This is a genomic window from Paenibacillus sp. MBLB1832 (assembly GCF_032271945.1).
GTDB lineage: Bacteria > Bacillota > Bacilli > Paenibacillales > NBRC-103111 > Paenibacillus_E > Paenibacillus_E roseopurpureus.
Window position 1 is genome coordinate 2,492,211 of the sequence record NZ_CP130319.1, and the last position, 23,362, is coordinate 2,515,572.

Genomic DNA, 23,362 nt, shown 5'->3' on the forward strand with positions numbered 1-23,362 from the left:
GTTGTCGTAATGTTGCAAACGATGGAAAGCGAAACACTGGATATGTCGGCCATCCTCATGCAGGCCTATGACATGGGGGACATGATTAATTCTTCTGCGGAAGTTGCAGAGTATTTATATTGGAAGACGGCTGTGGAGAACAGTGCGGAAGTAAAAGATTTGCTGGCAGTATTTGCTAGGAAGAAAGATGCTTTCGAGGAGTGCGAGCGATTCGGACATTATCATCCGAGCTATCACGACGCGCTGGCGGAAGTGAATGCAGTTCAAGAGAAGCTGCACGCGGTGGAGGCAGTCCGCAAGTTCAAAGAGGCGGAAGATCGCCTAGACGATTTGTTGTTTACCGTTTCAACGACGATTGCTCACGCGGTATCGGATTCCATCAAAGTGCCTAGCAACAATCCTTTGCCAACCGGCAAAGGCTGCAGCTCCGGTGGAAGCTGCAGCGGGAATTGCGGTTAACACGAAATATTAGTTCAAAAAGTCGGGTTTTCACCACCGAGAAACTACTATAAGGAGAAATCGGGGAGGATGCGTCCTACCTCGGTTCCTTGCCAGTTATGGACAGTAGGCGTATGGAAGGCTGCCAGCTGATGGACTTCATCTTCTGTCAGCAGTGCGAGCTGTTTTAACGCTTCAATGACCGCAGGATATAGGGCACGCAGATTGCCGTCTTCCACTTTAAGGACGAAGCCGAGCGCTTGATCGGGAACGGACAGTGCGAAGATGCCTTCTGCTCCCATTTTCCCGATGATCCGTCCTTGCGTGACATGGATAAGTTGCGTATCGAAGCGATCGTTTCCTGCGAGATATTCTGGATATTTTCTAACCGCATTGACAATTCTCTGGCAAGCGTTTGCACGCTCACTGGATAGTTCATCGGGCTGGCCTAGTCGGGCAAAGGCTAGAGCGAGACGATCGATCGTCATGCCGAATACGGGCACGCCGCAGCCATCGATGCCTAGCTCCATTTGCTCTTTAGGTACGCCTGACATGGCGCTTACGGCATCCAGCATTAACTGCTGAACAGGATGCTCAGGGCTCATGTAATGCTCAGGCGAGGCGCCTAGATGAGCACTCAGCGCGAGCATACCCGAATGTTTGCCCGAGCAATTGTTGTGCAGCGTAGAAGGGGCTTCGCCTCGATCACGCATCGCTTGCGCGGTCTGCGCGTGATATGGCTCATGTGCACCGCATTGCAGGTGCATCGAATGATACCCCAGCTTGCCCAAGATGCTGTGGGCTGCGCTGACATGATCCGCTTCCCCGTTATGGGAAGCGCAACACAGGGCAATTTCGGCCTCCGTTAGGCCGAAATGATCAGCGGCGCCGGATTCAATTACCGGCAGCGCCTGTATCAACTTCGCCGTCGAGCGGGCGAAGGTCAAGAATTGCGGATCGCCTGCGCGATGCAGCAGCGCTCCGCGGGTGTCCACAACAGCGAGGTGGACACGGTGTATGCTTTCCGTAATAGCGCCGCGGGTTACGCGGACAATGGCGTCTGAGGGCTTCATGTTGTGAGATCACTCCATACTAGGATTAATGAAAAGAGGTTGCAATCATGATGATTGAGCGTAGCGGATTAATCATTTGGGTTAACGATATCAAAGCTGCCAGAAATTTGGAGCGTTTCGGTTCCCTTCATTACATATCGAAGAAAATGAATTACGCCGTCTTATATACCCACGCAAGTAAAGTGGAGGAGACGACACGCAGCCTCTTGAAGCTGCCTTATGTGAAGAAAGTGGAGAAATCGTATCGCAACGAAATTAAAACCGAATACAGCAGTGACGTTCCTGACAAGACAAGATTTTACACGCTTTAGGGCTAATGTGCAAAATGGGAAGCTTCGTGAGAAGCTTTTTTGTTTTTTATCTGATTTATCACCAGACGAGATTAAGTTTTCTTAATTTTCCGATAATTAGGTATAGTTTGCTGTCTTCATAAATACTTATTAATAATTTTATATATTCTTCCATGGGAAAAAAAGTTATAATACAGTAAAATATAACTTACATACTACTATGGATAGGCAATTAGTCCTATTTTAATAAGGAAGGGGTTGTGATCATGAAGGATAAGGTTATGGGGAGATGGAGTACGTATGAACCGTTCTTCGTAGAGCTAGGGGATAAGCGGGTAGCGGATATCGTGATCACGAATCATGCCAAGCTGAGATGGACAGATCGTATTTCGAGCAGTAACAATTCAATTGAAGAAATTTGCGCTTTTCTGTGGGAAAAGCTTAAAAATAATAACATGGTTCCTTATTACAGAAATGAAGAAGATGTGTATTTGATTGATGATGATCTCGTTGTGGTCGCTGAATTCTCCCATTTGGAGCACGAAACCGATCTTGTCGGTAATCCGTTGCACAAAATGATTATCGTCACCTTTCTTGGCAAAATGTCAGAGACGATGGAATTGCGCGATTTGAAATCGTACTATTCCTGGCTGCGGCATTCCCGTCGCATGACGTTGATCAAAAATAGTCGCAAGCGTCGCTAATTCATTACAATGAGTAGGGTATGTCTGTGGCAGACATACTCTTTTTTGTGTTTAATGGACTGATCGCGCTTCATTTCATATAATGGAACAAAGAGAGGCGGTCAATCATGGCACTGAATTTTCATCAATTGCACATTTTCTACACGGTTGCAGAAAAAGGAAGTTTCTCGCACGCTGCTGGTGCGTTACATATGACACAGCCTGCTGTGACGATGCAGGTACAATCGCTTGAAGATTATTTTGGTGTTAAGCTATTCCACCGAAGCACGAAGAAGATTGAGTTATCTGAGGCTGGACGGGCATTGTTACCCTTCGCCAAGAGCAGTATTGAACTCATCCGCGACACCGATGTCGCCATGTCGAAATTTACGATGATGATCGAAGGACGGCTGCAATTGGGGGCCAGTTTGACGATGGGCGAATATATTTTGCCGCGGCTTCTAGGCCCTTTCAGCAAGGACTACCCGAACATTTCGGTGTCGATGAAAGTGATGAATACGACCCAAATTCTAGATGAAGTGCTTAGCCATCAACTTAACTTCGGCCTTGTCGAAGCGCCTATTCATCATCCTGATGTGCACACAGAAGCGATTCTTAGCGACGAGCTGCGCCTCATTGTTCCATCGGATCATCCGCTTGCGGACGTAGAAGTGGTTACGTTAGAGGAGATGTTGAAGTATCCATTTGTACTGCGTGAACAGGGTTCAGGAACGAGAAGGGTCATGGAAGAAGAATTCGCGCGCTGTAACATGGATTGTTCTACGATGAAGATCGTGATGGAGTTGGGCAGCACAGGTGCAATTAAGTCGGCTGTCGAAGCGGGGCTGGGTATTTCGATCTTGTCACAATCGTCCGTGAAGCATGAGGTGACGTTAGGTCTCTTCAAAGTGAAGAAAATTGAGAATATTGTTTTTGAACGCAGTTTTTATGCGATTTACTTGAATTCGACATTGCTGCCGATTTCGGCGGTTAGTTTTATGACCTTTTTGAGACAAGAGAATTTAAGTCGCTTTCTTTAAAATGTTAAGGAAAAGAAGGGATTGCCATGGAGAATCATTTGCAGGCGGATTTACATACACATACAACGGCGTCGGACGGCACACAATCGCCCAGAGCGAATGTACAAATGGCCGTTGATGCGGGTCTAGGCGCGATAGCGATTACCGATCATGACACCATCTCTGGTGTTGCTGAAGCACTTGCGGCGGGAGCTGAACTAGGGATCGTCGTCGTTCCTGGTGTTGAAATTTCAACGGTAGCCGGCGGTCAAGACATACACGTGCTTGGTTATTATGTCGACATCTCCGATGAAACCTTCTTGGGGCGGCTGGCATCCTTACGCGATACGCGAGATACGCGCAATGAGATGATCGTTGCCAAGCTGCAGGAGCTCGGGATGGAGATCACGATGGAGGACGTACATAAGGAAGTCGCTAATGTGAAGCGAAAAGGCGACACAGTAGGCCGGCCGCATATTGCTGCGGTGCTCTTGAATAAAGGCTATGTAAGCTCCATTACGGAAGCCTTTGACCGTTATTTGGCGACAGGTGCCGCGGCTTATGCGAATCCACCACGTATCGAGCCAGCGACGGCCATTGCGTGGATCCACGAAGCTGGCGGCAGCGCTGTGCTTGCACATCCTGGTATTTATCAGAATGATGCACTTGTAGAGGCAATTACGCTGCAGGGGCTTGATGGTATTGAAGTGTATCATGCGGACCATTCGCCAGAGGAAGAAGAGAAATATCGTCTTCTAGCCGAGAGCAAAGGGCTTCTCATGACAGCTGGCTCCGATTTCCATGGCGAACGTGAAGGTGTCACCTTCCACGGCGCCATCGGTTCCAAACGGATTGGCATGGATGTGCTTGCGCAGTTACGTATAAGCCCACAGAAGGAGGAGCAGGTGTGAAAAAAATTCGCAAAGCGATCATCCCTGCCGCAGGGCTGGGCACTCGCTTTTTACCCGCAACGAAAGCGCAGCCGAAGGAAATGCTGCCGATCGTAGATAAGCCAGCTATCCAGTATATTGTGGAAGAAGCGATCGAGTCCGGCATTGAAGATATCATTATCGTCACAGGACGGAATAAACGGGCAATCGAAGATCATTTCGATAAATCCGTTGAGTTAGAAATGATGCTTGAAGAAAAAGGAAGCACCCAGCTGCTCGAAATCGTGCAGTCGGTCTCTAATCTGGCTGATGTCCACTACATTCGTCAGAAACAGCCGCTTGGTCTCGGTCATGCCATTCTATGTGCGCGTAAATTCATTGGGGACGAGCCCTTCGCCGTGTTGTTGGGGGATGACATTCTGCAATCCTCGCCGCCAGGGCTCAAGCAAATGATGAACATTTATGAGCAGACGGAAACGTCCGTCATTGCTGTGCAGGAAGTGCCTTGGGCGGATGTAAGCAAATACGGGATTATCTCGCCAGCAACAGAACATCACAACTATCGTTTAATCGAGGATTTGGTTGAGAAGCCAGATCGCGAGCAGGCTCCTTCGAATCTAGCTGTCATTGGACGTTATATTATTATGCCTGACATATTCCGCATTTTGGAACGGCAGGAACCTGGCCGCGGCGGTGAAATTCAATTGACCGATGCGCTGCGTGTGCTCAATCGCGAGCAGCAAATGGCTGCCTATTTGATGCAGGCGAAGCGTTATGATGTGGGAGACAAGATGGGGTACATTGAAGCAACGATCGAGCTTGCGCTTCAGCGTCCTGATCTGCAAGATCAAGTGAAGGCCTATTTACTTTCATTAATTGAACAGTGGGACAGGAAATAGACAACGTCCAAAGAGCGCACAGCCCAAATAGCTGTTGCGCTCTTTTTTACATAAGTCTACTTTATCGTAACCTTTAATTGCTTAATGTCATCTTCCTGTGGTGTCACATATAACGTCTTCTGATTCACATAGATGACAAAACCTGGTTTAGCGCCATTCGGCTTATGCACGTGCTTAATCTGTGTGTAATCGACGGGCACTTGGCTCGAATTTTTGGCTTGGCTGAAATAGGCGGCTAGCTGGGCTGCTTCTAGCAAGGTGGCGTCGGAATAGTCGCCGCGAATGACCACGTGGGAACCGGGAATATCCTTCGTATGCAGCCACGTATCCATCGAGGAAGCTAGCCGATTCGTGAGATACTCGTTCTGGGTATTATTTTTCCCGACATAGATCGGAACGCCTTCCGAGGATTCATAACAAGCTAAAGCCGGCTTGTCTTTCTTCTTTTTCTTGCGCTGCTTCTTATTGCGATCTCGAACATAGCCTTGTTCCATCAGCTCGTCGCGAATCTCTTCGATATCGGGCAAGGAAGCGACACTTAGCTGCTGAAGAAGCGCCCTGAGGTAGTCAATTTCTTGATGCGTCTGCGCAATTTGCTCCTCGACGATGGCCGTGCTATTTTTCAATTTCGTATACTTTTTAAAATAACGCTGCGCGTTCTCAGCGGGTCCAAGCAGGGGATCGAGCGCAATGGTGATCATGGCTTGGTCTTCGTCATAGTAATTAATGGCCGCAACTTCCTTGTCCCCCTTCTTGATCGTATGCAGGGACGCGGTTAGTAGCTCGCCGAGAATGCGGTACTTATCCGCTTCTTTGGAATCTTCGATCGTATCTTGGAGTTTTTCTAATTTTTTAACATTTTTGTTGACTTCGTTTTGTAAAAAGCGCAATAAATCCGACACGCGCTGCTTGACCGTATCTCGCTCCGCCTTGTCGCCATAGAACTGCTCTAAGCACGCGCTTGGTGTTGGATAAGCTTTCGTGATCCCCTCGATGTGCGTTAGGGGAGTCATGGCGAAGAACAGCTTGCCTGTTGCAGTAGCCTCGACGATCACGGGCTCATAGCGATGCTCACGCATGTCGGTCATCACTTCATTAAAAGTGTGCCATAATGGCGCTTCGCCGTCTCCGAAATGTCCATGTCGGCTCCGATGCACAATCTCCTTCGCAATCAACGGACTTAATCCGCTGAAAGCGGCGACGAGCTTCATTTCGGGATTTGGTGCTTGGCCAGTTTCCTCGTTCGCATCTGGTTTCTCTAATGCCAGAGAGAATCCGGCAGCATCAATTTCTAATGGATTCTGTTTATCCTGCTCAGGCGGAGTCACATAGCTGCTTCCAGGCATAACTACACGATACGAGCTAATCGCAGGTGTGACATGTTGGATGCCATCCAAGATCGTCTCTGTCGCAGGGTCGAGGAGAATGATGTTGCTGTGACGCCCCATGATTTCAACAATAATGGTCTTGAGGGACAAGTCGCCTAGCTCGTCTCGGTGGCGAATCTGGAAGCGCAGAACCCGTTCCATGCCGACTTGCTCAACAACCTCGATCACGCCGTTCTCACAATGCTTGCGGAGCAGCATACAGAACATCGGCGCATCCATGGGATTCATCGTGACTTGTTCTGTCAGTTGAACCCTGGGATAAGTTGGGTTTGCGGAAAGCAGCAGTTTTACATTTTGCCTTTGAGTACGAATATGTAAGACGATATCATTCTCGTTCGGTTGATGAATTTTATTAATTCGGCCCCCTACAACCATTTGAAGCTCGTGTACAATTGCGTGAAGGACGAGTCCGTCTAATGCCATGATGATTACAACTCCATTCTAATTCGTGCTACTTCCTATGATGCCATACTTTTCGTAAAAACTTAAGGGGTGCCAGGGAGGAAAGATGATTAGAGGGATATTTTCCTGCTTGTCTGAATAGACATACGTATAAAGCAATTGTGTGAGACAAGATCAAGTGGATGTAGGAGGGAGAAGGGCGGATGAGTCAGAATAAGTGGTACCAGTTGAACTCGGAGGATGTCTTGCAGTTGCAGCAAGTGAATTTGCAGCAAGGATTGCCCTGGGAAGAAGCTTGGAAACGTCAAGCCGAGGTAGGGCGAAACGAACTCTCAGAGGGGCAACGTGTATCGCCGATCACTTTGCTTTTGAATCAATTTAAAGATTTCATGGTGCTGGTCTTATTGGGGGCGACCCTGATTTCCGGCTTGCTTGGTGAATTTTTGGATGCCATTACGATCGTTGTCATTATTGTGATGAACGGCATCTTGGGCTTTACGCAGGAATTTCGTGCGGAGCGCTCCCTGCGTGCCCTGAAGGAGCTTTCTGCACCGAATGCGAATGTATGGCGGGAAGGAGCCGTTCATCAGATTCCAGCGCGTGATTTGGTGCCTGGCGATATTGTGCTGTTGGAAAGCGGTGACAGGGTGCCGGCCGATGTCCGTTTCTTGGAGACGAACGGTGTCTATATTGAGGAATCAGCGTTGACCGGAGAGTCGATTGCCGTAAGTAAAATCACATCACCCATTCCGCAAGATGATGTACCGCTGGGTGATCAACGGAATCTTGGGTTCATGGGAACGATGGTTGCCCGAGGCACGGCCAAGGCGGTCGTCGTTCGAATTGGGATGAATACGGAGATGGGCAAAATTGCGGATCTCATTCAAAATACAGAATCCATGGAAACACCTCTTCAGCACCGCTTAGAACAGCTGGGGAAAATTTTGATTATCGTTGCGATTGCTCTAACGATTTTGGTCGTTGTCGCTGGTATTATGCATGGACAACCACCTTATGCGATGTTCTTGGCGGGTGTCAGCTTAGCGGTCGCAGCCATACCAGAAGGGCTTCCTGCGATTGTGACGATTGCGTTAGCGCTCGGCGTACAGCGAATGATTAAGCGCAAAGCGATTGTCAGGAAACTCCCCTCCGTAGAAACACTGGGGTGCGCCTCTGTCATTTGCTCAGATAAGACGGGCACATTGACACAGAACAAAATGACCGTAACACATTTATGGGTTGGCGGTGATGTACTGGAGGTAACAGGGGACGGCTATGCCCCAGTTGGTCATATTCTGCATAGCGGTAAGCATACGGATGTGCATAAGCATCCTTCGCTCTCGAAGCTGCTCCATGTGTCTGCGCTGTGTAACAACGCCACCTTAATTGAAGAGAAGCAGGAGTCGAAACGGAAGAAAGGCAAAGACGGCGCCGAGGCACCTGCTTCTGTCTGGCATATCAAAGGCGATCCCACCGAAGGCGCGCTTGTTGTGCTCAGTGCGAAGAGCGGCATTACCCAAGATTCATTGCGGGAAAAATATAAACGCATCGCCGAATTTCCTTTTGATTCCGAGCGTAAAAGAATGTCTGTCCTGGTGTCCTCCGAGAGTGGCCGAATGGCTTGTACCAAGGGTGCGCCAGACGTGCTTCTGCAGCACTGCAGTTACATTTTATGGGATGGCAAGGTAATCCCCTTCACATCCACGCTGAAGCAGAAGGTGATTTCAGCCAATGAAGGCATGGCGAAATCCGCCCTCCGCGTATTGGGCATCGCGTACAAAGAGCTGAAGGGCAGCGATCGCTATGAAGATCATGAAGATGTTGAGAATGGCTTGATCTTCGTCGGTTTAACTGGAATGATCGACCCTCCACGCAAAGAAGTGCGTGAAGCGATTTCCAAATGCCGCAAGGCAGGCATTAAGACGGTGATGATCACGGGTGATCATCAAACGACGGCGGAAGCGATTGCGAAGCAGCTTGGTATGATTCCTGCCAACGGGGTCAGCATGAGCGGTCAACAGCTTGCGCAGCTGTCGGACAATGAGTTGGATGCGAAAGTCAATGATACGTATGTGTACGCTCGGGTATCCCCTGAGCATAAGCTCCGGATCGTCAAATCTTTGCAGCGCAATGGACACGTTGTAGCGATGACGGGGGATGGGGTCAATGATGCGCCTGCCATTAAAGCGGCGGATATCGGGATTGCCATGGGGATTACGGGCACCGACGTATCGAAGGAAGCCTCCTCGCTCATTCTCAGTGATGATAACTTCGCGACGATTGTTGCAGCGATTGAAGAGGGGCGCAGTATTTATGAGAATATTCGCAAATTCATTCGCTATCTGCTCGCGTCCAATGTAGGCGAAATCATGACGATGTTCATCGCCATGATGGCTGGTCTGCCGCTGCCGCTCGTGCCGATCCAAATTTTGTGGGTGAATTTGGTCACAGATGGACTGCCGGCAATGGCGCTGGGCGTGGATCAAGCTGAGAAAGACTTGATGCAGCACAAGCCGCGTTCAGCCAAGGAAAGCATTTTCGCAAGACGTCTAGGTTGGAAAATTATTTCCCGTGGTATGCTCATCGGTGTGTGCACATTGGGCGCCTTCTGGCTTATCCTGCGCGCAAATCCGTCGGATGCAGATACGTTATTGAAAGCGCAAAGCGTCGCGTTTGCAACGCTAGTCATGGCTCAGCTCATCCATGTATTCGATTGCCGCAGCTCACGGTCGATTTTTCATCGGAATCCTTTGCAAAATCGCTACCTCGTGCTGGCTGTTCTCTCTTCCCTTGTGCTTATGCTCGGTGTTATGTATGTCGATGCCCTTCAACCGATTTTCAAAACCGTTCCGCTCGGCTGGAAGGATTGGATTCTCGTTCTGATCGCCGCAGGCATTCCTACGTTCTTCATGGGTCTGGGCAGCATGCTGTCGCCTAAACGTACTAAAGGATCGCGTGGTTCAAGCTCTTCGCTCTATAATAAATCGTCGAAACCTAGTTTTAGATAGGGAATTGGAAGGGCTGCCGAGAGGCAGCTTTTTCGCATTTGATAAGAATATATAAGTTTTGCAACTTATAGCTTCGCATCAAACTTGGTAAACGGATACCGTCTTTTCCAAAGACGGCGCGGCCGTTTATCCTGGTGTAAGGCGATTTTGGGACGATACGGGGCTGTGGCGGGGTCAGGGCTATGCATAGGGCGCATTTTGCGCTATGATAATGGCTAAACCTTACATTAGGGGTGCTTGACATGAATTTTACGAAAATGCACGGACTTGGCAATGACTTTATCGTCGTAGCGGGTGAGAAAGAGCTTCCTTCTCATGCGGCCGAGTTAGCCATTCGGTTATGCAACCGATTCTTCAGCATTGGCGCTGACGGCGTAGTGTTTATTCTTCCTTCAGAGAAGGCAGATTTCCAAATGCGAATTATTAACTCGGATGGATCCGAGGCCGAGCAGTGCGGCAATGCGATCCGCTGTGTTTCCAAATATGTGTACGACCACAAGCTGATTGATGCCACCGAAATTACGATCGAGACGATTGGCGCTGGTGTTCAGAAAGTTCAAGTACAAGTAGAAGATGGGGTCGTCGTAACGGCTCGTGTTGACATGGGTCAGCCGATTCTGCAAGGCTTGCAAGTGCCGACGACGGTAAATGCCGACACAGTCATTGATTATCCGATTGAAGTGGATGGGCAAGCTTTTCGGTTCACGGCGGTTTCCATGGGGAACCCGCATTGTGTGATTTACGTGGACGATGCCGTGAATTTCGACCTCGCAGCTTGGGGACCTAAACTCGAAAGACATCCCATGTTTCCACGCAAAATCAATGTCGAATTCGCAACGGTACGCAGCCGTACTTTTACGGATATGCGGGTGTGGGAGCGAGGCGCGGGACCAACGCTTGCCTGCGGAACGGGTGCTTGCGCTACTCTCGTCTCCTCAGTCTTGAATGGATTGTCGGATCGCGAAGCGACTGTATCGCTCAAAGGCGGGGATCTGTTGATTGAGTGGAGAGAAGAGGATAATCACGTATATATGACAGGACCTGCGGAAGAAGTGTTTACAGGTACGGTTGCCATAGATTTGTAGGGTAGATTCAAACGATTAGACGGCTGACATGTCGGGTAGATAGGGGAATTGTGTTATGAAATTGGATCTTCGATCGGCGTTGCAACGGGAGATTTTGACCGGTGATGGCGCAATGGGGACATACTTATATCAGATGGGCTTTCCTGTCGGTATTTCATATGAAGAACTGAATTTGCTAAGGCCCGAAACGGTCGCTGACGTGCACCGCCGTTATTTCGAGGCAGGTGCTCGTCTTATTGAAACGAATACGTTCTCGGCGAATCGGGAGAAGCTTTCGAAGTATGGATTAGAAGGCGATGTAGAGGCGATTAACCGTGCGGGTGTTGAGTTAGCTCGCAACGTGGTCGGGAATGATGCGTATGTCGTTGGAGCGATTGGTTCGATTCGTGCGGGTAAACGTAAAAATGTACGTACCGCTGATGTCGAGGAATCGCTGCGCGAACAAATCGGCATCCTGCTGGATTCGCCAGTGGACGGGCTGTTGCTCGAAACCTTCTATGATCTGGAAGAGCTGCAGCTAGCCCTGCGGATTATCCGCAGTATGAGCGAGCTTCCTGTTATTTGCCAATTTGCCAATGAGGGCACAGGTTCCACGCAAGACGGTGTGCCGCTACAGGAAGCGTTTCTGCGGCTGCGCGATGAGGGCGCCGATGTGATCGGCTTCAACTGCCGCGTCGGCCCGAACGGGATTCTCCGTTCGATGGAGAAGCTTGCGCCGATTCCAGGCATCCCGTTCTCGGCGTTCCCGAACGCTGGATTGCCCGACTACGTAGACGGGCAATATACGTATGCGGCGACGCCGAAGTATTTCGCCGAAAGCGCGTTGCGCTTCGCCGATCTCGGCGCGCGCATCATCGGCGGCTGCTGCGGCACGACGCCGGAGCATATCGCCGCTGTGGCGAAGGCGCTGCAAGGCTATGTGCCAGCTGCGCCAGGCACAGCGAGCGCGCCAGCCACGCTCGTGATCGAGCCTAAGCCAGCGAAGCCTGCGCCGCCGGCGGGCATACCGTCGCTGCTGGACATCGTCAAGCAGCGCAAAACCGTTATTGTCGAGCTGGATCCTCCGAAGGATCTCGACATCGAGAAGTTCATGCAGGGGTCGAAGGCCCTGCAGGAAGCCCACGTGGACGCCATTACAATGGCTGACAATTCCCTTGCCGTGACGCGTATGAGCAACCTGGCACTCGGCTACCTCGTGCAGGAGCGCCTTGGCGCGCGTCCGCTCATTCACATCGCGTGCCGCGACCGCAACATGATTGGGACGCAGTCCCATCTCATGGGCTTGCACGCGCTGGGCATCGACCACGTGCTGGCCGTGACTGGCGATCCCGCCAAGTTTGGCGATCTCCCCGGGTCCAGCTCGGTGTACGACCTGACCTCATTCGAAATCATTCGGATGATCAAGCAGCTCAACGAAGGCATCGCTTTCTCGGGCAAGCCGCTTAAGCAGAAGGCTAATTTCGTTGTAGGCGCGGCATTCAATCCGAATGTAAAGCATTTGGATAAAGCCGTTCAGCGACTAGAACGCAAAATCGAAGCTGGCGCGGATTACATCATGACGCAGCCTGTGTACGACAGTAAATTAATTGAACAAATTTATGAAGCGACGAAGCATTTGAACATTCCGATCTTCATCGGGATTGCACCGCTGGCAAGCGGCGGCAATGCGGAGTATTTGCATAATGAAGTGCCGGGTATTCGGTTATCCGACGAAGTTAGAGCGCGTATGGATGGCTTGAAGGGTGCGGAAGGCCGCGCAATGGGGGTGGAGATCGCCAAAGAACTGCTCGATACAGCGATGGAATACTTCAATGGCATCTACCTCATGACCCCATTCTTAGCCTATGAAATGTGCGTAGATTTGACGAAGTATGTGTGGGAAAAGTCGAATCGGCATGATTTCCACTTGTACCCACTTTCAAAATGAATTAAAATAGATTAATGGATGTGATTAGAATGATTTGCAGTATGACCGGGTTCGGACAAGCGAATCGTTCTTTTGCGGGATACAACGTGTTTATCGATGTGAAATCGGTCAATCATAGGTATAGTGAAGTGTCAATCAGGCTGCCTAAGGAATGGGCGGCGTTCGAGGACGCTTTGAAGAAAACGGTATTGCAGTCTGTCAAGCGCGGACGTGTGGATGTCTTCGTGACAGCAGAGCGCGAAGCGGCTTCTCCTAAGAACATAATCGTTAATTTTGCACTAGCTGATGCTTACTTGGAAGCAGCAGCGCAGATCAAGCAGCGTTATGGGATGGCAGGTCAGGTTGAACTTAAGGATTTACTAAGGCTGCCTGAGTTGATACAGATGAAAGAGGTACGACAAGAGTGGGATGACGAAATCGAACAGGAGCTATGTGCCTGTTTGGAGCAGGCCGTCGCTCAATTATCCGCGATGAGACGCCGTGAAGGGGACTTCCTGGAGCGGGACATTCGTGACCGGCTTTCCGAGATGAAGCGAATTCATCTGGAGCTGGAAGCGTTAGCGCCTCAAGTCGTTCAAGAGTATGCTGTGAAAATGACGAGCCGGATCCAATCTCTTGTTCTAGACGGGATTCCTGTTGACGAGCAGCGGTTGGCGACGGAAATTGCGCTTTTTGCAGACCGTTCCAATGTAGATGAGGAATTGACAAGGCTCAAGAGTCATTTTGGGCAATGTGAGGCTTTATTGATGGACCAAGAGCCTGTGGGCCGAAAGCTTGACTTCTTGATTCAAGAAATGAATCGAGAAGTGAACACGATCGGTTCGAAGTCCAACCATTCAGAGCCTACGGCTAGAGTGATTGCGATGAAAGCAGAGCTGGAGAAAATGCGGGAACAAATACAGAATATCGAGTGAAGCGTGCATGCAGCTTTGCGAGGAGGAAGTCTAGATGGCTATCAAATTAATTAATATCGGGTTCGGCAACATCGTATCGGCGAACCGCATTATCTCGATCGTTAGTCCTGAATCGGCTCCGATCAAGAGAATCATTCAAGAAGCGCGTGATCGTCACATGCTGATTGACGCTACATATGGTAGAAGAACCCGTGCCGTTATTATCACGGACAGCGATCATGTGATTTTGTCGGCAGTACAACCAGAGACGGTAGCGCATAGACTTTCGAATAAGGACGATGATCATGACGAGTAATACGAATACCCTTGAGCGTGAGAGAGGTATACTAATTGTTTTATCCGGTCCGTCAGGCGTCGGTAAAGGCACGGTGTGTGCAGCGCTGCGCAAGATTTCTCCTGATATTGTGTATTCAGTATCAGCGACAACGCGTTCTCCTAGACAAGGTGAAGTAGACGGGGTTAATTATTTCTTCAAAACCCGTGAGCAGTTCCAACAGCTCATCGAGACCGATGAAGTGCTGGAGTGGGCTGAATACGTAGGGAATTTCTATGGAACGCCAAGACGTTTCGTAGAGGAAACTCTGCGTGCAGGTCATGATGTGATTTTGGAAATTGAGGTGCAAGGTGCACTGCAAGTCAAACAGAAGTTTGACGAAGGTGTCTTTATTTTCTTATTGCCGCCATCGCTGGATGAGTTGGAGAATCGCATTGTTACACGCGGTACAGAAACGGATGAAGTGATCCGTAGCCGTATGTCTGTGGCGATTGACGAAATCCGCTTGATGGAGCACTATGATTATGCGATTGTGAATGATCACGTCGATACGGCGTGTGCGAAAATTCAGGCGATCCTTGCGGCTGAACATTGCAAAAAAGATCGTATGTTTCCCAAAATTGTACAATGGATGGATGAGGTGAATTGAATGTTATACCCTTCAATTGATAAACTGCTTGATATCGTGGATAGCAAATATTCGTTGGTTGTTGCAGCTTCCAAAAGAGCAAGATCCCTTCGCGATGGCGCGAAAACGGATTTGAAAGGTCAGAAATCCCACAAAAACGTGGGTCTAGCTTTGGAAGAATTGTACGGCAACTTTATCGGCTATGAGAAAATTAATGCGACAGAGTCTGAGAAATACGAGAAGAAATAAATGCTCCTCCCAACAACCCTCGTGGTTGTTATTTTTTTCTCAATTGGGCTTTACGAAAGGGGATTCCCATGGGTGTATTGCAAGGTAAAACGATCGTCCTCGGTGTCTGCGGTGGGATTGCGGCGTACAAGGCAGCGGCGTTAACGAGTAAATTATCTCAAGCCGGAGCCGTGGTGCGCGTCATTATGACCCGTTCGGCCGTACAATTCGTTGCCCCGTTAACGTTCCAAACGTTGTCGCGGCATCATGTGTTTGTCGATACGTTTGATGAGAAGGATCCCGAGGTCGTTTCACACATCCATTTGGCCGACAGTGCAGACCTAGTGCTCATCGCACCCGCAACGGCGAATACGATTGGCAAGCTGGCCTTAGGGTTAGGCGATGACATGCTGAGCACGACCCTGCTGGCAACGACGGCGCCTGTCTGGGTAGCCCCTGCCATGAATGTTCATATGTATGCGCATCCTGCGGTTCAACTCAATATGCAAACACTTCGAAGCCGTGGTGTTCGATTCATTGAACCAGGGGAAGGGCAGCTGGCTTGCGGATATGTGGGCAAGGGTCGCCTAGCGGAGCCAGAGGAAATTTTCGCTGCGGTCGAGGCGTTTTTCCAAGGAGAGACGGCGCGCTTAACAGGTAAGCGTGTGTTAGTGACGGCTGGCGGCACGGTGGAGCGTCTAGATCCCGTTCGTTATTTGACGAATGACTCTTCAGGCAAAATGGGTTATGCGATCGCAGAGGAAGCTGCTCGTATGGGGGCCGTGGTTACGCTAGTATCGGGGCCTTCGGCACTTCCTGTACCTGACGGCGTAGGGATCTTTCGCGTGCAGTCCGCGCTGGACATGCGAGAAGCCGTATTGGCTCGTTTCGAGGACAGCGACCTCGTGATTAAAGCGGCTGCTGTAGCGGACTACCGCCCTGCTGTCGTGGCGGAGCAGAAGATCAAAAAGAAATCGGACTCGCTGACACTTGAGCTGATTAAGAATCCGGACATTTTGCAGGAGCTCGGCACACGCAAGACGCATCAGTTTGTTGTGGGTTTTGCTGCCGAGACAGAGCGGCTGGATGAGCACGCATTGGACAAGCTGAAGCGCAAAAACTGTGATCTCATCGTGGGGAACGATGTGTCGCAGGAGGGCGCAGGCTTTGGTGTGGATACGAATGTCGTGCGTTTCTACGACAAGAACGGACTTGTACAGGCGCTGCCGATTCAAAGCAAGTCGGATGTGGCTCGTAAGCTGCTGGAACTGGCAGGGGATCGCATGTCTGCCGCTCCGGAGGAGTCCTGATGTACGCTAAGGTCATTGTCGATGTACCCGCAAAGCAAACGAATCGGGCTTTCGACTATGAAGTTCCTGCATCGCTGAGCAAGTGGGTCGAGGTGGGAAGCCGAGTCGGCGTCCCTTTCGGGCCGAGGGTTTTACAAGGTTTTGTAGTGGAGCTGCATGAGACAACAGATGTGGATGCGAAGCGTATCAAGCCGATTCAGCATGTGCTGGATTTGGTGCCGCCGCTCACAAGCGAGCTTGTGAGCTTAGGTCGTTGGATTAGCCGCATGTACTTGTGTCATGAAGTGACGGCGCTGCAAGCGATGCTTCCTGCGGCGCTTAAGGCAAAATATGAGCGAGTGATCATCGCCGGCGACGAAGTGGACGAGGATCAGGCGCTTTTAGATATGCCGGATATACAGGCGATCCTTGATTTTGTGAAGAGTAAAGAGTCCGTCTCAATGGACGTGCTGTTGGAGCGTTTTTCCAAGGAAGGCGCGCTCATTAAAGAGTTGCTTTCAACGGGCAGGCTTTCAGAAGTGCAGCTCGTAAAGGATCGGATGTCTACCAAGAAGGCGTTGACCGTATTTCCTCCTCCTGGCGGGGAAGGCTTGGAAGCGGCGCTTGCCGAGTTACCTGCTAGAGCGAACAAGCAGCAAGAGGTGCTGCGCTATTTGATGGAGCATCCGCATGCGATTCGCTTGACCGAGTTGATGGATACAATTGAGGTCGGTGCGAGCACGGTCAAAAGCTTAGCCGATCGTGGCTGGATTGAGCTGCGCGAGGTGGAAGTGATGCGCGACCCTTATTCGGGGCGATCTTTCGCACGGACGAAACCGCTCGTTCTGACGGAGGAGCAGAGCCGTGTGTTTGCACCGATCCGAGACGCGGTAGCGGAAGAGCGGCACGAAGTGTTCCTGCTTCATGGGGTGACTGGAAGCGGCAAAACAGAAGTATACCTGCAATCCATCCAGCAATGCTTGGATATGGGTAAGGAAGCGATTGTGCTTGTGCCGGAAATTTCCTTAACACCGCAAATGGTGGAACGTTTCAAAGGGAGATTTGGCGACCTTGTTGCTGTTCTTCATAGCCGTTTGTCCAATGGCGAACGATACGATGAATGGCGTAAAATTACGCGCAAACAAGTGAAGGTCGTGATTGGCGCGCGTTCAGCGATTTTTGCCCCTTTTACGAAAATCGGCCTGATTATTATAGATGAAGAGCATGAATCCTCGTATAAGCAGGAGGAAAGTCCTAAATATCACACACGGGATGTGGCGATACAAAGAGCGAAGATGATGGGAACTGCGGTTGTGCTTGGTTCCGCTACGCCGTCTTTGGAGAGTATGGAGAAAACGAGACGCCGCCGTGACCGGTCTCAGCCACCTTTTACCCTGTTGACGATGAAAGAACGTGTCGCGAGCAGACCGATGCCGCCCGTCATGATTGTGGATATGCGCGAGGAGCTCAAGAACGGCAATCGTTCGATGTTCAGCCAGTCCTTGTATAAAGCGATTGAAGATCGGTTACACAAGAAGGAACAGATTGTTTTACTGCTGAATCGCAGAGGGTACGCGACATTCGTCATGTGCCGAACTTGCGGGTTCGTGTCCCAGTGTCCGCATTGCGACATTTCATTGACGTATCACCAGAGTTCTCACATGCTTCGCTGTCATTATTGCGGCTATGCCGAGCGTGAGGTGAAGCAGTGTCCGAGCTGTCAGTCGGAACATATTCGCCATTTTGGAACGGGAACGCAGCGTGTGGAGGAAGAGCTTAGCAAAATTTTCCCTGGCATACGGGTCATTCGTATGGACGTAGACACGACGACGGAGAAGGGCTCTCACGAGAAATGGTTGACGATGTTTCGTGAGAAGCAAGCGGATGTTCTTCTGGGGACGCAAATGGTGGCAAAAGGGCTGGATTTTCCTGATGTAACCCTCGTTGGGGTGATCGCGGCGGATACGGTGCTGAATATTCCTGATTTTCGCTCGGCGGAGCGCACATTCCAACTGCTAACGCAGGTTGCAGGGCGGGCTGGCAGGCATGAAAAGCAGGGGGAAGTGTTCGTTCAGACGTACACGCCTGAGCATTACAGTGTGCAGTATGCGAGCCATCATGACTATTTGGCATTTGCCAATCATGAGCTGGATATTCGGGCGAACCTTGGTTACCCGCCGTATCAGCGATTAATCTTGATCACCTTCTCACATGAGCAGGCGCCTCTGTTGGTTCGTTTGGCGGAAGCTTTCGTGACGAGGCTCAAAGAGATTGCGAAACCTTATACAACTCAGCAGGTGGATCTTTTTGCAGAGGCTGTACCGCTGGATGCTTCGTTCCAATTTGATGTGTTGGGACCTGTCGCATCGCCAATTTCCCGAATCAAAGATAGATATCGATTCCAATGCGTGGTAAAATATCGGGGGAAGATCTGGCTGCTGACATTGTTGCCAAGACCGTGGCCTGGTTTGAGGAACGCTCAACCAAAGAAAAACTGCTCATCAGCGTAGATGTTGACCCGCAATATTTGATGTAATATTAGCTATTTTCACTAATCGAAATGACTTAAAGGGTAGGTGCACACTCATGGCTATTCGTATTATTGTTAAAGATCCAGATCCTGTGCTGCGCGAGAAGGCGGTCACAGTTACGAAGTTTAATTCCAATCTGCATAAATTGCTTGATGATATGGCAGACACGATGTATGAAGCGGAAGGCGTAGGCCTTGCTGCTCCGCAAATCGGTATTCTGAAGCGCGTAATCGTGATGGATTGCGGCGAAGAGCATGGCGGATTGATCGAAATGGTGAATCCTGAAATCGTAACATCCAGCGGCGAGCAAATGGGCCCTGAAGGCTGTTTAAGTATTCCTGGTCTTCGCGGTGATGTGCTGCGTGCCATGACCGTAACGGCGAAAGGTCAAGATCGTCATGGTAATCCGATTGAAGTGACAGGCACAGAGTTGCTGGCTCGTTGTATTTTCCATGAGATTGACCACTTGAATGGCGTCTTATTTACAGATCTAGCGGTCAAAACCTATACAGCCGACGAAGAGGAAGAAGAATAGTGAACATTATTTTCATGGGCACGCCTGATTTCGCGGTGCCGTCCTTGCAGCTGCTCCTTGCGGAAGGCTACAATGTGACAACCGTCGTTACACAGCCGGATCGGCCGAAAGGACGCAAGCGCGTCTTGACGCCGACGCCAGTGAAGGTAGAGGCGGAGAAGCACGGGATTCCCGTGCTTCAACCAGTGAAGCTGCGTGAAGCAGCATCTGTTGAGCAGATTCGCCAGCTTGCGCCAGATTTAATCGTTACAGCGGCTTATGGTCAAATTTTACCGAAATCGGTGCTGGATTTGCCGAAATTCGGCTGTATTAATATTCACGCATCGCTGCTTCCGAAATATCGGGGGGGAGCGCCGATTCATCATGCTGTCATGCGCGGTGAGGCCGAAACCGGCGTAACCATCATGTATATGGCGGTTGGGCTGGATACAGGCGATATGATTTCGCATGTGGCGCTGCCGATCGAGGATACGGATACGACGGGGACGCTTTTTGAAAAACTGAGCATTGCAGGTGCTGATCTACTGAAGCGGACATTGCCAGATTTGTTGGCGGGTCGGATCCAAGCTGTTCCGCAGAATGAAGCGGATGCGGTCTACTCACCGAACATTCGCAGGGAAGATGAGCTTCTGGATTGGTCGCGTCCTGCGCTCGAGCTGTGGAATCACATTCGAGGTTTGAACCCGTTCCCAGGCGCATATACTTTCTGGAATGGGGAAGTCCTGAAGGTTTGGGCGAGCTTGAAGCCTCAAGCTGTGACTGGCCGTGAGCAGTCAGCTGCTCCAGGCACTGTGCTTAGCTGTAGTGAGCAGGGGATAGAAGTCATGACTGGGGCAGGATCGTTGTGGCTGACGGAGATTCAGCCCGCTGGCAAAAAGGCGATGCCTATTGCCGAGTTTATTCGCGGTGTGCAGATTCCTGCGGGGACTGTGCTGGGAATCGAGCCTCGGAATACGGAGAGATAGTCGATTTTTTCGACTAACCTTGAGCGGTGAGCCTGGATGATAGTGAACTCAAGCAAATGGTATCGTTTCGAGCCAATCGGCAGAGAATAAGACCCCTGAGGGGGCCTATTTCTCCTCGGGCTGGCTAATTTTGCTGGATAAGACCTCTGCGGGGTCTTAATTCCAGCAAGTGGCAAATATTGAGCCTATAAAAACCGAGAGATCGTCGATTTTTTCGACTAACTCCATATAAGATCCAAGTATGAACTAATGCCATTTCACAAATGAGGTATAGATTTGTCTACACAACAATCAAACCGTCCGCAAGGCGGACAAAAGAAATCGCAGAGAACGGGCAAGTCCTCTGCGTCAAACTCATCCTCAGGCGCTGCGAAGAGCAGCGCTGTTATGCGTTCTGCCCGTGATGCGGCGCTGGATGTGCTTGTTCGGGTTGAAGAGAATCAGTCGTACAGCAATTTATTGCTGAATCAAGTCTTGCAGAAGCATGCGCTGGAGCGGGCTGATGCGGGTCTGGCGACAGAGCTCGTGTACGGTACGATCGGACGTCGCAACACGATCGACTTCTTCCTTGAGCGCTTTGTCAGCAAAGGGCTCGCGAAGCTGGAGCCGTGGGTCCGGTGCTTGCTGCGGCTGAGCTTCTATCAGCTGCATTATTTGGACCGCATCCCCGACCATGCGGTCGTCAGCGAAGCGGTCAATATCGCGAAGCGCCGAGGCCACCAAGGCATCTCGGGCATGGTCAACGGCGTGCTGCGCGCCATCATCCGCAGCAAAGACGAGCTCACGCTGCCGGCTGCGCTCGGCGACGTGAAGCGCATCGCGCTGGGCCATTCCCATCCGGAATGGCTCGTGCGCCGGTGGATCCGTCAGCTCGGTCCTGAGCTGACGGAACAGATCTGTGCGGCGAACAATGAGCCGCCGCACGTGAGCATCCGCGCGAACGCGAGGCGGCGCAGCCGCTTGGAGCTGCTCCAGCAGCTCCAAGGCAGCGGCCTCAGCGCGGAAGCGTCAGAGCTGGCCCCGGCCGGGATCCTTGTGCAGGGGGCCGGGAACATGGCGTTAGTCCCCGGCTTCCAGCAAGGGGACTTCTCGATTCAAGACGAGAGCTCGATGCTCGTCGCCGAAGCTCTGGATCCGCGTCCAGGCATGAAGGTGCTGGACTGCTGCGCCGCCCCTGGCGGCAAGACCGCTCACATCGCCGAGAAGATGGACGATGTCGGGCAGATCTGGGCGTGTGATCTCCATGCCCACAAACAGCAATTAATCGCAGACCAAGCCGAGCGTCTGGGCTTATCGTCGATTCAGACGTTGGTGATGGATGCTGCGACGCTGGATGAGCATTTTGCCGAGGCGTCGTTCGACCGCATTCTACTGGATGCGCCTTGCTCGGGCCTCGGGGTTATTCGCCGCAAGCCCGATCTCAAATGGGCGAAGCAGGAAGCCGAAATTGAAGCAATAAGCGATATTCAATATGCGATACTGAGCCGTGTTCATCGCCTGTTGAAGCCGGGGGGCGTGATGGTCTACAGCACGTGCACGATCGAACAGGTGGAGAATGAGGGGATGGTGGAGCGTTTCCTTGCGGAACACAGCGAATTTGAGCTAGCTCCGCTGCCAGAGGATGTTTTCACTAGATTTGCCCCAGAAGCGGCTGCCCGAGGCATGGTGCAAATTTTGCCGCAGCAGTTCCATTCGGACGGATTTTTCATCGCAAGGCTTCGCAAGCGCGAGGTGTAACGGACAGGGACGTGTGTTCGTTCCTGCTTTGTGGTAAACTATGGACAAATAGACGAAATAACAACAGGTTGTGATAATAGTGGGTTTAAAGCCATATGAAAAAGAGAAACCATTTGTTTATGATTTGAATTGGGATGAGTGGCAGAGCTGGGTTAAAGAAAACGGAGAGTCCGCGTTCCGTGCGGGTCAAATTTTCGACTGGCTGTATATCAAACGCGTGTTCAGCTTCGATGAAATGACCAATTTGCCCAAAACACTTCGTGACAAACTGAAGGAACAGTTTGAGTTTGTTACGCTGTCCGAGATTACGAAATATCAATCTCAGGATGGCACAGTGAAGTTCTTGTTTGAGCTTGAAGATAAGAATGCGATTGAAACCGTTGTGATGAAGCATAACTACGGCAACAGTATTTGCGTGACGACACAAGTCGGATGCCGAGTGGGTTGCACGTTCTGCGCTTCCACGCTGGGCGGATTGAAGCGCGATTTGCGACCAGGCGAGATTGTAGCTCAGGTTGTCAAAGCACAGAAATTGCTGGATGAGACGGGGGAGCGTATTTCTTCCATCGTGATCATGGGTATTGGCGAGCCGTTCGAGAACTATGAAGCGACGATGAATTTCCTGCGCGTCATGATTCATCCGAAGGGGCTCAACATTGGCCAACGCCATATTACGGTTTCTACGAGCGGTATTGTGCCGAACATCTATAAGTTCGCTGATGAGAACCTGCAAGTGAATTTGGCGATTTCGATTCATGCGCCGAACGATCAGCTTCGCTCGAAGCTGATGCCTGTTAATCGCAGATTCCCGTTCGTTGATTTGATCGAAGCGTGCAAGTACTACATTGCGAAGACAGGCAGAAGGATTACGTTTGAATATGCCCTTATGGGTGAAGTGAACGATCAGCCTGAGCATGCGGAGGAATTGGCGCTTGTTTTGAAGGAAATGCCGCTGAGCCACGTGAATTTGATTCCAGTCAACTTCGTGGCAGAACGGGATTTCAAGCGTACGCCAAGGGATGATATTTTCACCTTCCAACGCATTTTGGAGAAGGGCAAAATCAATGCCACCATACGCCGTGAACAAGGCAGCGATATTGCTGCAGCCTGCGGACAATTGCGAGCGAAGCATATGGAGAGCAAGTAATGAGGTGAGATC

The 23,362-nt window shown here is 50.7% G+C and carries 20 protein-coding genes and 1 pseudogene; 19 read left to right on the forward strand and 2 right to left on the reverse strand.

Features of this window, described 5'->3' with window-relative positions:
* The first annotated feature begins 12 nt into the window (after nt 1–12).
* Nucleotides 13–459, forward strand: coding sequence for a YlbF family regulator (locus MJB10_RS10855; protein ID WP_314805570.1), 447 nt, complete (start codon nt 13–15; stop codon nt 457–459).
* A 47-nt stretch (nt 460–506) separates the two neighbouring features.
* On the opposite strand, the gene MJB10_RS10860 is transcribed toward MJB10_RS10855, so the two are convergent.
* A complete protein-coding gene (locus MJB10_RS10860) occupies nt 507–1,511 on the reverse strand; it encodes an asparaginase (protein WP_314804685.1) in 1,005 nt (334 codons plus the stop codon).
* 47 nt (nt 1,512–1,558) lie between these two features.
* Here MJB10_RS10860 and MJB10_RS10865 point away from each other — a divergent pair, with 47 nt between their 5' ends.
* The 5 genes from MJB10_RS10865 (at nt 1,559) to galU (ending at nt 5,292) form a co-directional block, all read left to right on the forward strand.
* Entirely contained in the window at nt 1,559–1,822 is a 264-nt protein-coding gene (locus MJB10_RS10865) for a YlbG family protein (RefSeq protein ID WP_314804687.1), read from the forward strand.
* A 245-nt stretch (nt 1,823–2,067) separates the two neighbouring features.
* Nucleotides 2,068–2,505: a hypothetical protein gene (locus MJB10_RS10870; RefSeq protein WP_314804689.1), complete on the forward strand. Its 438-nt coding sequence runs from the start codon at nt 2,068–2,070 to the stop codon at nt 2,503–2,505.
* Between the two features lie 107 nt (nt 2,506–2,612).
* Nucleotides 2,613–3,524, forward strand: coding sequence for a selenium metabolism-associated LysR family transcriptional regulator (locus MJB10_RS10875; RefSeq protein WP_314804691.1), 912 nt, complete (start codon nt 2,613–2,615; stop codon nt 3,522–3,524).
* Between the two features lie 26 nt (nt 3,525–3,550).
* Nucleotides 3,551–4,414 carry a PHP domain-containing protein gene (locus tag MJB10_RS10880; RefSeq protein ID WP_314804697.1) on the forward strand — a complete coding sequence of 288 codons (864 nt, stop codon included), beginning with the start codon at nt 3,551–3,553 and terminating at the stop codon, nt 4,412–4,414.
* The gene (gene galU, locus MJB10_RS10885; RefSeq protein ID WP_314804703.1) at nt 4,411–5,292 is read left to right on the forward strand and encodes a UTP--glucose-1-phosphate uridylyltransferase GalU; all 882 of its coding nucleotides are present in this window, start codon (nt 4,411–4,413) and stop codon (nt 5,290–5,292) included. Before MJB10_RS10880 ends, galU begins: the two co-directional genes overlap by 4 nt.
* Before the next feature lie 56 nt (nt 5,293–5,348).
* Here the strand turns inward: galU and MJB10_RS10890 are convergent, their stop codons facing one another.
* Complete coding sequence (locus tag MJB10_RS10890; RefSeq protein ID WP_314804710.1) at nt 5,349–7,103, reverse strand: Rqc2 family fibronectin-binding protein; 1,755 nt, start codon at nt 7,101–7,103, stop codon at nt 5,349–5,351.
* Nucleotides 7,104–7,285: 182 nt separating this feature from the next.
* On the opposite strand from MJB10_RS10890, the gene MJB10_RS10895 reads away from it, so the two are divergent.
* From MJB10_RS10895 to rlmN, 13 genes and pseudogenes are all read left to right on the forward strand, one after another.
* Nucleotides 7,286–10,090, forward strand: coding sequence for a calcium-translocating P-type ATPase, SERCA-type (locus MJB10_RS10895; RefSeq protein WP_314804712.1), 2,805 nt, complete (start codon nt 7,286–7,288; stop codon nt 10,088–10,090).
* A 242-nt stretch (nt 10,091–10,332) separates the two neighbouring features.
* Entirely contained in the window at nt 10,333–11,175 is an 843-nt protein-coding gene (gene dapF / locus MJB10_RS10900; protein WP_314804713.1) for a diaminopimelate epimerase, read from the forward strand.
* A 55-nt stretch (nt 11,176–11,230) separates the two neighbouring features.
* The gene (locus MJB10_RS10905) at nt 11,231–13,102 is read left to right on the forward strand and encodes a bifunctional homocysteine S-methyltransferase/methylenetetrahydrofolate reductase (protein WP_314804714.1); all 1,872 of its coding nucleotides are present in this window, start codon (nt 11,231–11,233) and stop codon (nt 13,100–13,102) included.
* A 14-nt stretch (nt 13,103–13,116) separates the two neighbouring features.
* Nucleotides 13,117–14,016 carry a YicC/YloC family endoribonuclease gene (locus MJB10_RS10910; RefSeq protein ID WP_314804718.1) on the forward strand — a complete coding sequence of 300 codons (900 nt, stop codon included), beginning with the start codon at nt 13,117–13,119 and terminating at the stop codon, nt 14,014–14,016.
* A 34-nt stretch (nt 14,017–14,050) separates the two neighbouring features.
* On the forward strand, nt 14,051–14,311 hold the full coding sequence (remA, locus tag MJB10_RS10915) for an extracellular matrix/biofilm regulator RemA (RefSeq protein WP_009672664.1): 261 nt from the start codon (nt 14,051–14,053) through the stop codon (nt 14,309–14,311).
* Nucleotides 14,301–14,939 (forward strand): guanylate kinase, encoded by a 639-nt coding sequence (gene gmk / locus MJB10_RS10920; RefSeq protein WP_314804746.1) that lies wholly within the window; start codon nt 14,301–14,303, stop codon nt 14,937–14,939. Before remA ends, gmk begins: the two co-directional genes overlap by 11 nt.
* The gene (gene rpoZ, locus MJB10_RS10925) at nt 14,940–15,167 is read left to right on the forward strand and encodes a DNA-directed RNA polymerase subunit omega (protein ID WP_314804748.1); all 228 of its coding nucleotides are present in this window, start codon (nt 14,940–14,942) and stop codon (nt 15,165–15,167) included.
* Nucleotides 15,168–15,235: 68 nt separating this feature from the next.
* Nucleotides 15,236–16,456, forward strand: a complete 1,221-nt coding sequence (coaBC, locus tag MJB10_RS10930) for a bifunctional phosphopantothenoylcysteine decarboxylase/phosphopantothenate--cysteine ligase CoaBC (protein WP_314804751.1) — start codon at nt 15,236–15,238, stop codon at nt 16,454–16,456.
* Nucleotides 16,456–18,971 (forward strand): annotated as a pseudogene (gene priA / locus MJB10_RS10935) (primosomal protein N'). Before coaBC ends, priA begins: the two are co-directional and overlap by 1 nt.
* Nucleotides 18,972–19,021: 50 nt before the next feature.
* Nucleotides 19,022–19,501: a peptide deformylase gene (gene def / locus MJB10_RS10940; protein ID WP_314804753.1), complete on the forward strand. Its 480-nt coding sequence runs from the start codon at nt 19,022–19,024 to the stop codon at nt 19,499–19,501.
* Nucleotides 19,501–20,466 (forward strand): methionyl-tRNA formyltransferase, encoded by a 966-nt coding sequence (gene fmt / locus MJB10_RS10945; RefSeq protein WP_314804755.1) that lies wholly within the window; start codon nt 19,501–19,503, stop codon nt 20,464–20,466. Before def ends, fmt begins: the two co-directional genes overlap by 1 nt.
* Before the next feature lie 387 nt (nt 20,467–20,853).
* Nucleotides 20,854–22,203, forward strand: a complete 1,350-nt coding sequence (gene rsmB / locus MJB10_RS10950) for a 16S rRNA (cytosine(967)-C(5))-methyltransferase RsmB (RefSeq protein WP_314804758.1) — start codon at nt 20,854–20,856, stop codon at nt 22,201–22,203.
* A gap of 79 nt (nt 22,204–22,282) precedes the next feature.
* Nucleotides 22,283–23,350: a 23S rRNA (adenine(2503)-C(2))-methyltransferase RlmN gene (gene rlmN / locus MJB10_RS10955; protein ID WP_314804760.1), complete on the forward strand. Its 1,068-nt coding sequence runs from the start codon at nt 22,283–22,285 to the stop codon at nt 23,348–23,350.
* Nucleotides 23,351–23,362 lie beyond the last annotated feature (12 nt).

Excerpts from the sequence above, each read along its gene's own strand:
- MJB10_RS10860 (WP_314804685.1), bottom strand. The coding sequence starts at position 1,511 with ATGAAGCCCTCAGACGCCATTGTCCGCGTAACCCGCGGCGCTATTACG.
- def (WP_314804753.1), top strand. The coding sequence starts at position 19,022 with ATGGCTATTCGTATTATTGTTAAAGATCCAGATCCTGTGCTGCGCGAG.
- dapF (WP_314804713.1), top strand. The coding sequence starts at position 10,333 with ATGAATTTTACGAAAATGCACGGACTTGGCAATGACTTTATCGTCGTA.
- gmk (WP_314804746.1), top strand. The coding sequence starts at position 14,301 with ATGACGAGTAATACGAATACCCTTGAGCGTGAGAGAGGTATACTAATT.
- coaBC (WP_314804751.1), top strand. The coding sequence starts at position 15,236 with ATGGGTGTATTGCAAGGTAAAACGATCGTCCTCGGTGTCTGCGGTGGG.
- rpoZ (WP_314804748.1), top strand. The coding sequence starts at position 14,940 with ATGTTATACCCTTCAATTGATAAACTGCTTGATATCGTGGATAGCAAA.
- MJB10_RS10910 (WP_314804718.1), top strand. The coding sequence starts at position 13,117 with ATGGATGTGATTAGAATGATTTGCAGTATGACCGGGTTCGGACAAGCG.
- MJB10_RS10875 (WP_314804691.1), top strand. The coding sequence starts at position 2,613 with ATGGCACTGAATTTTCATCAATTGCACATTTTCTACACGGTTGCAGAA.
- MJB10_RS10880 (WP_314804697.1), top strand. The coding sequence starts at position 3,551 with ATGGAGAATCATTTGCAGGCGGATTTACATACACATACAACGGCGTCG.
- MJB10_RS10865 (WP_314804687.1), top strand. The coding sequence starts at position 1,559 with ATGATGATTGAGCGTAGCGGATTAATCATTTGGGTTAACGATATCAAA.
- remA (WP_009672664.1), top strand. The coding sequence starts at position 14,051 with ATGGCTATCAAATTAATTAATATCGGGTTCGGCAACATCGTATCGGCG.
- rsmB (WP_314804758.1), top strand. The coding sequence starts at position 20,854 with ATGCGTTCTGCCCGTGATGCGGCGCTGGATGTGCTTGTTCGGGTTGAA.
- MJB10_RS10870 (WP_314804689.1), top strand. The coding sequence starts at position 2,068 with ATGAAGGATAAGGTTATGGGGAGATGGAGTACGTATGAACCGTTCTTC.
- MJB10_RS10905 (WP_314804714.1), top strand. The coding sequence starts at position 11,231 with ATGAAATTGGATCTTCGATCGGCGTTGCAACGGGAGATTTTGACCGGT.
- MJB10_RS10890 (WP_314804710.1), bottom strand. The coding sequence starts at position 7,103 with ATGGCATTAGACGGACTCGTCCTTCACGCAATTGTACACGAGCTTCAA.
- MJB10_RS10895 (WP_314804712.1), top strand. The coding sequence starts at position 7,286 with ATGAGTCAGAATAAGTGGTACCAGTTGAACTCGGAGGATGTCTTGCAG.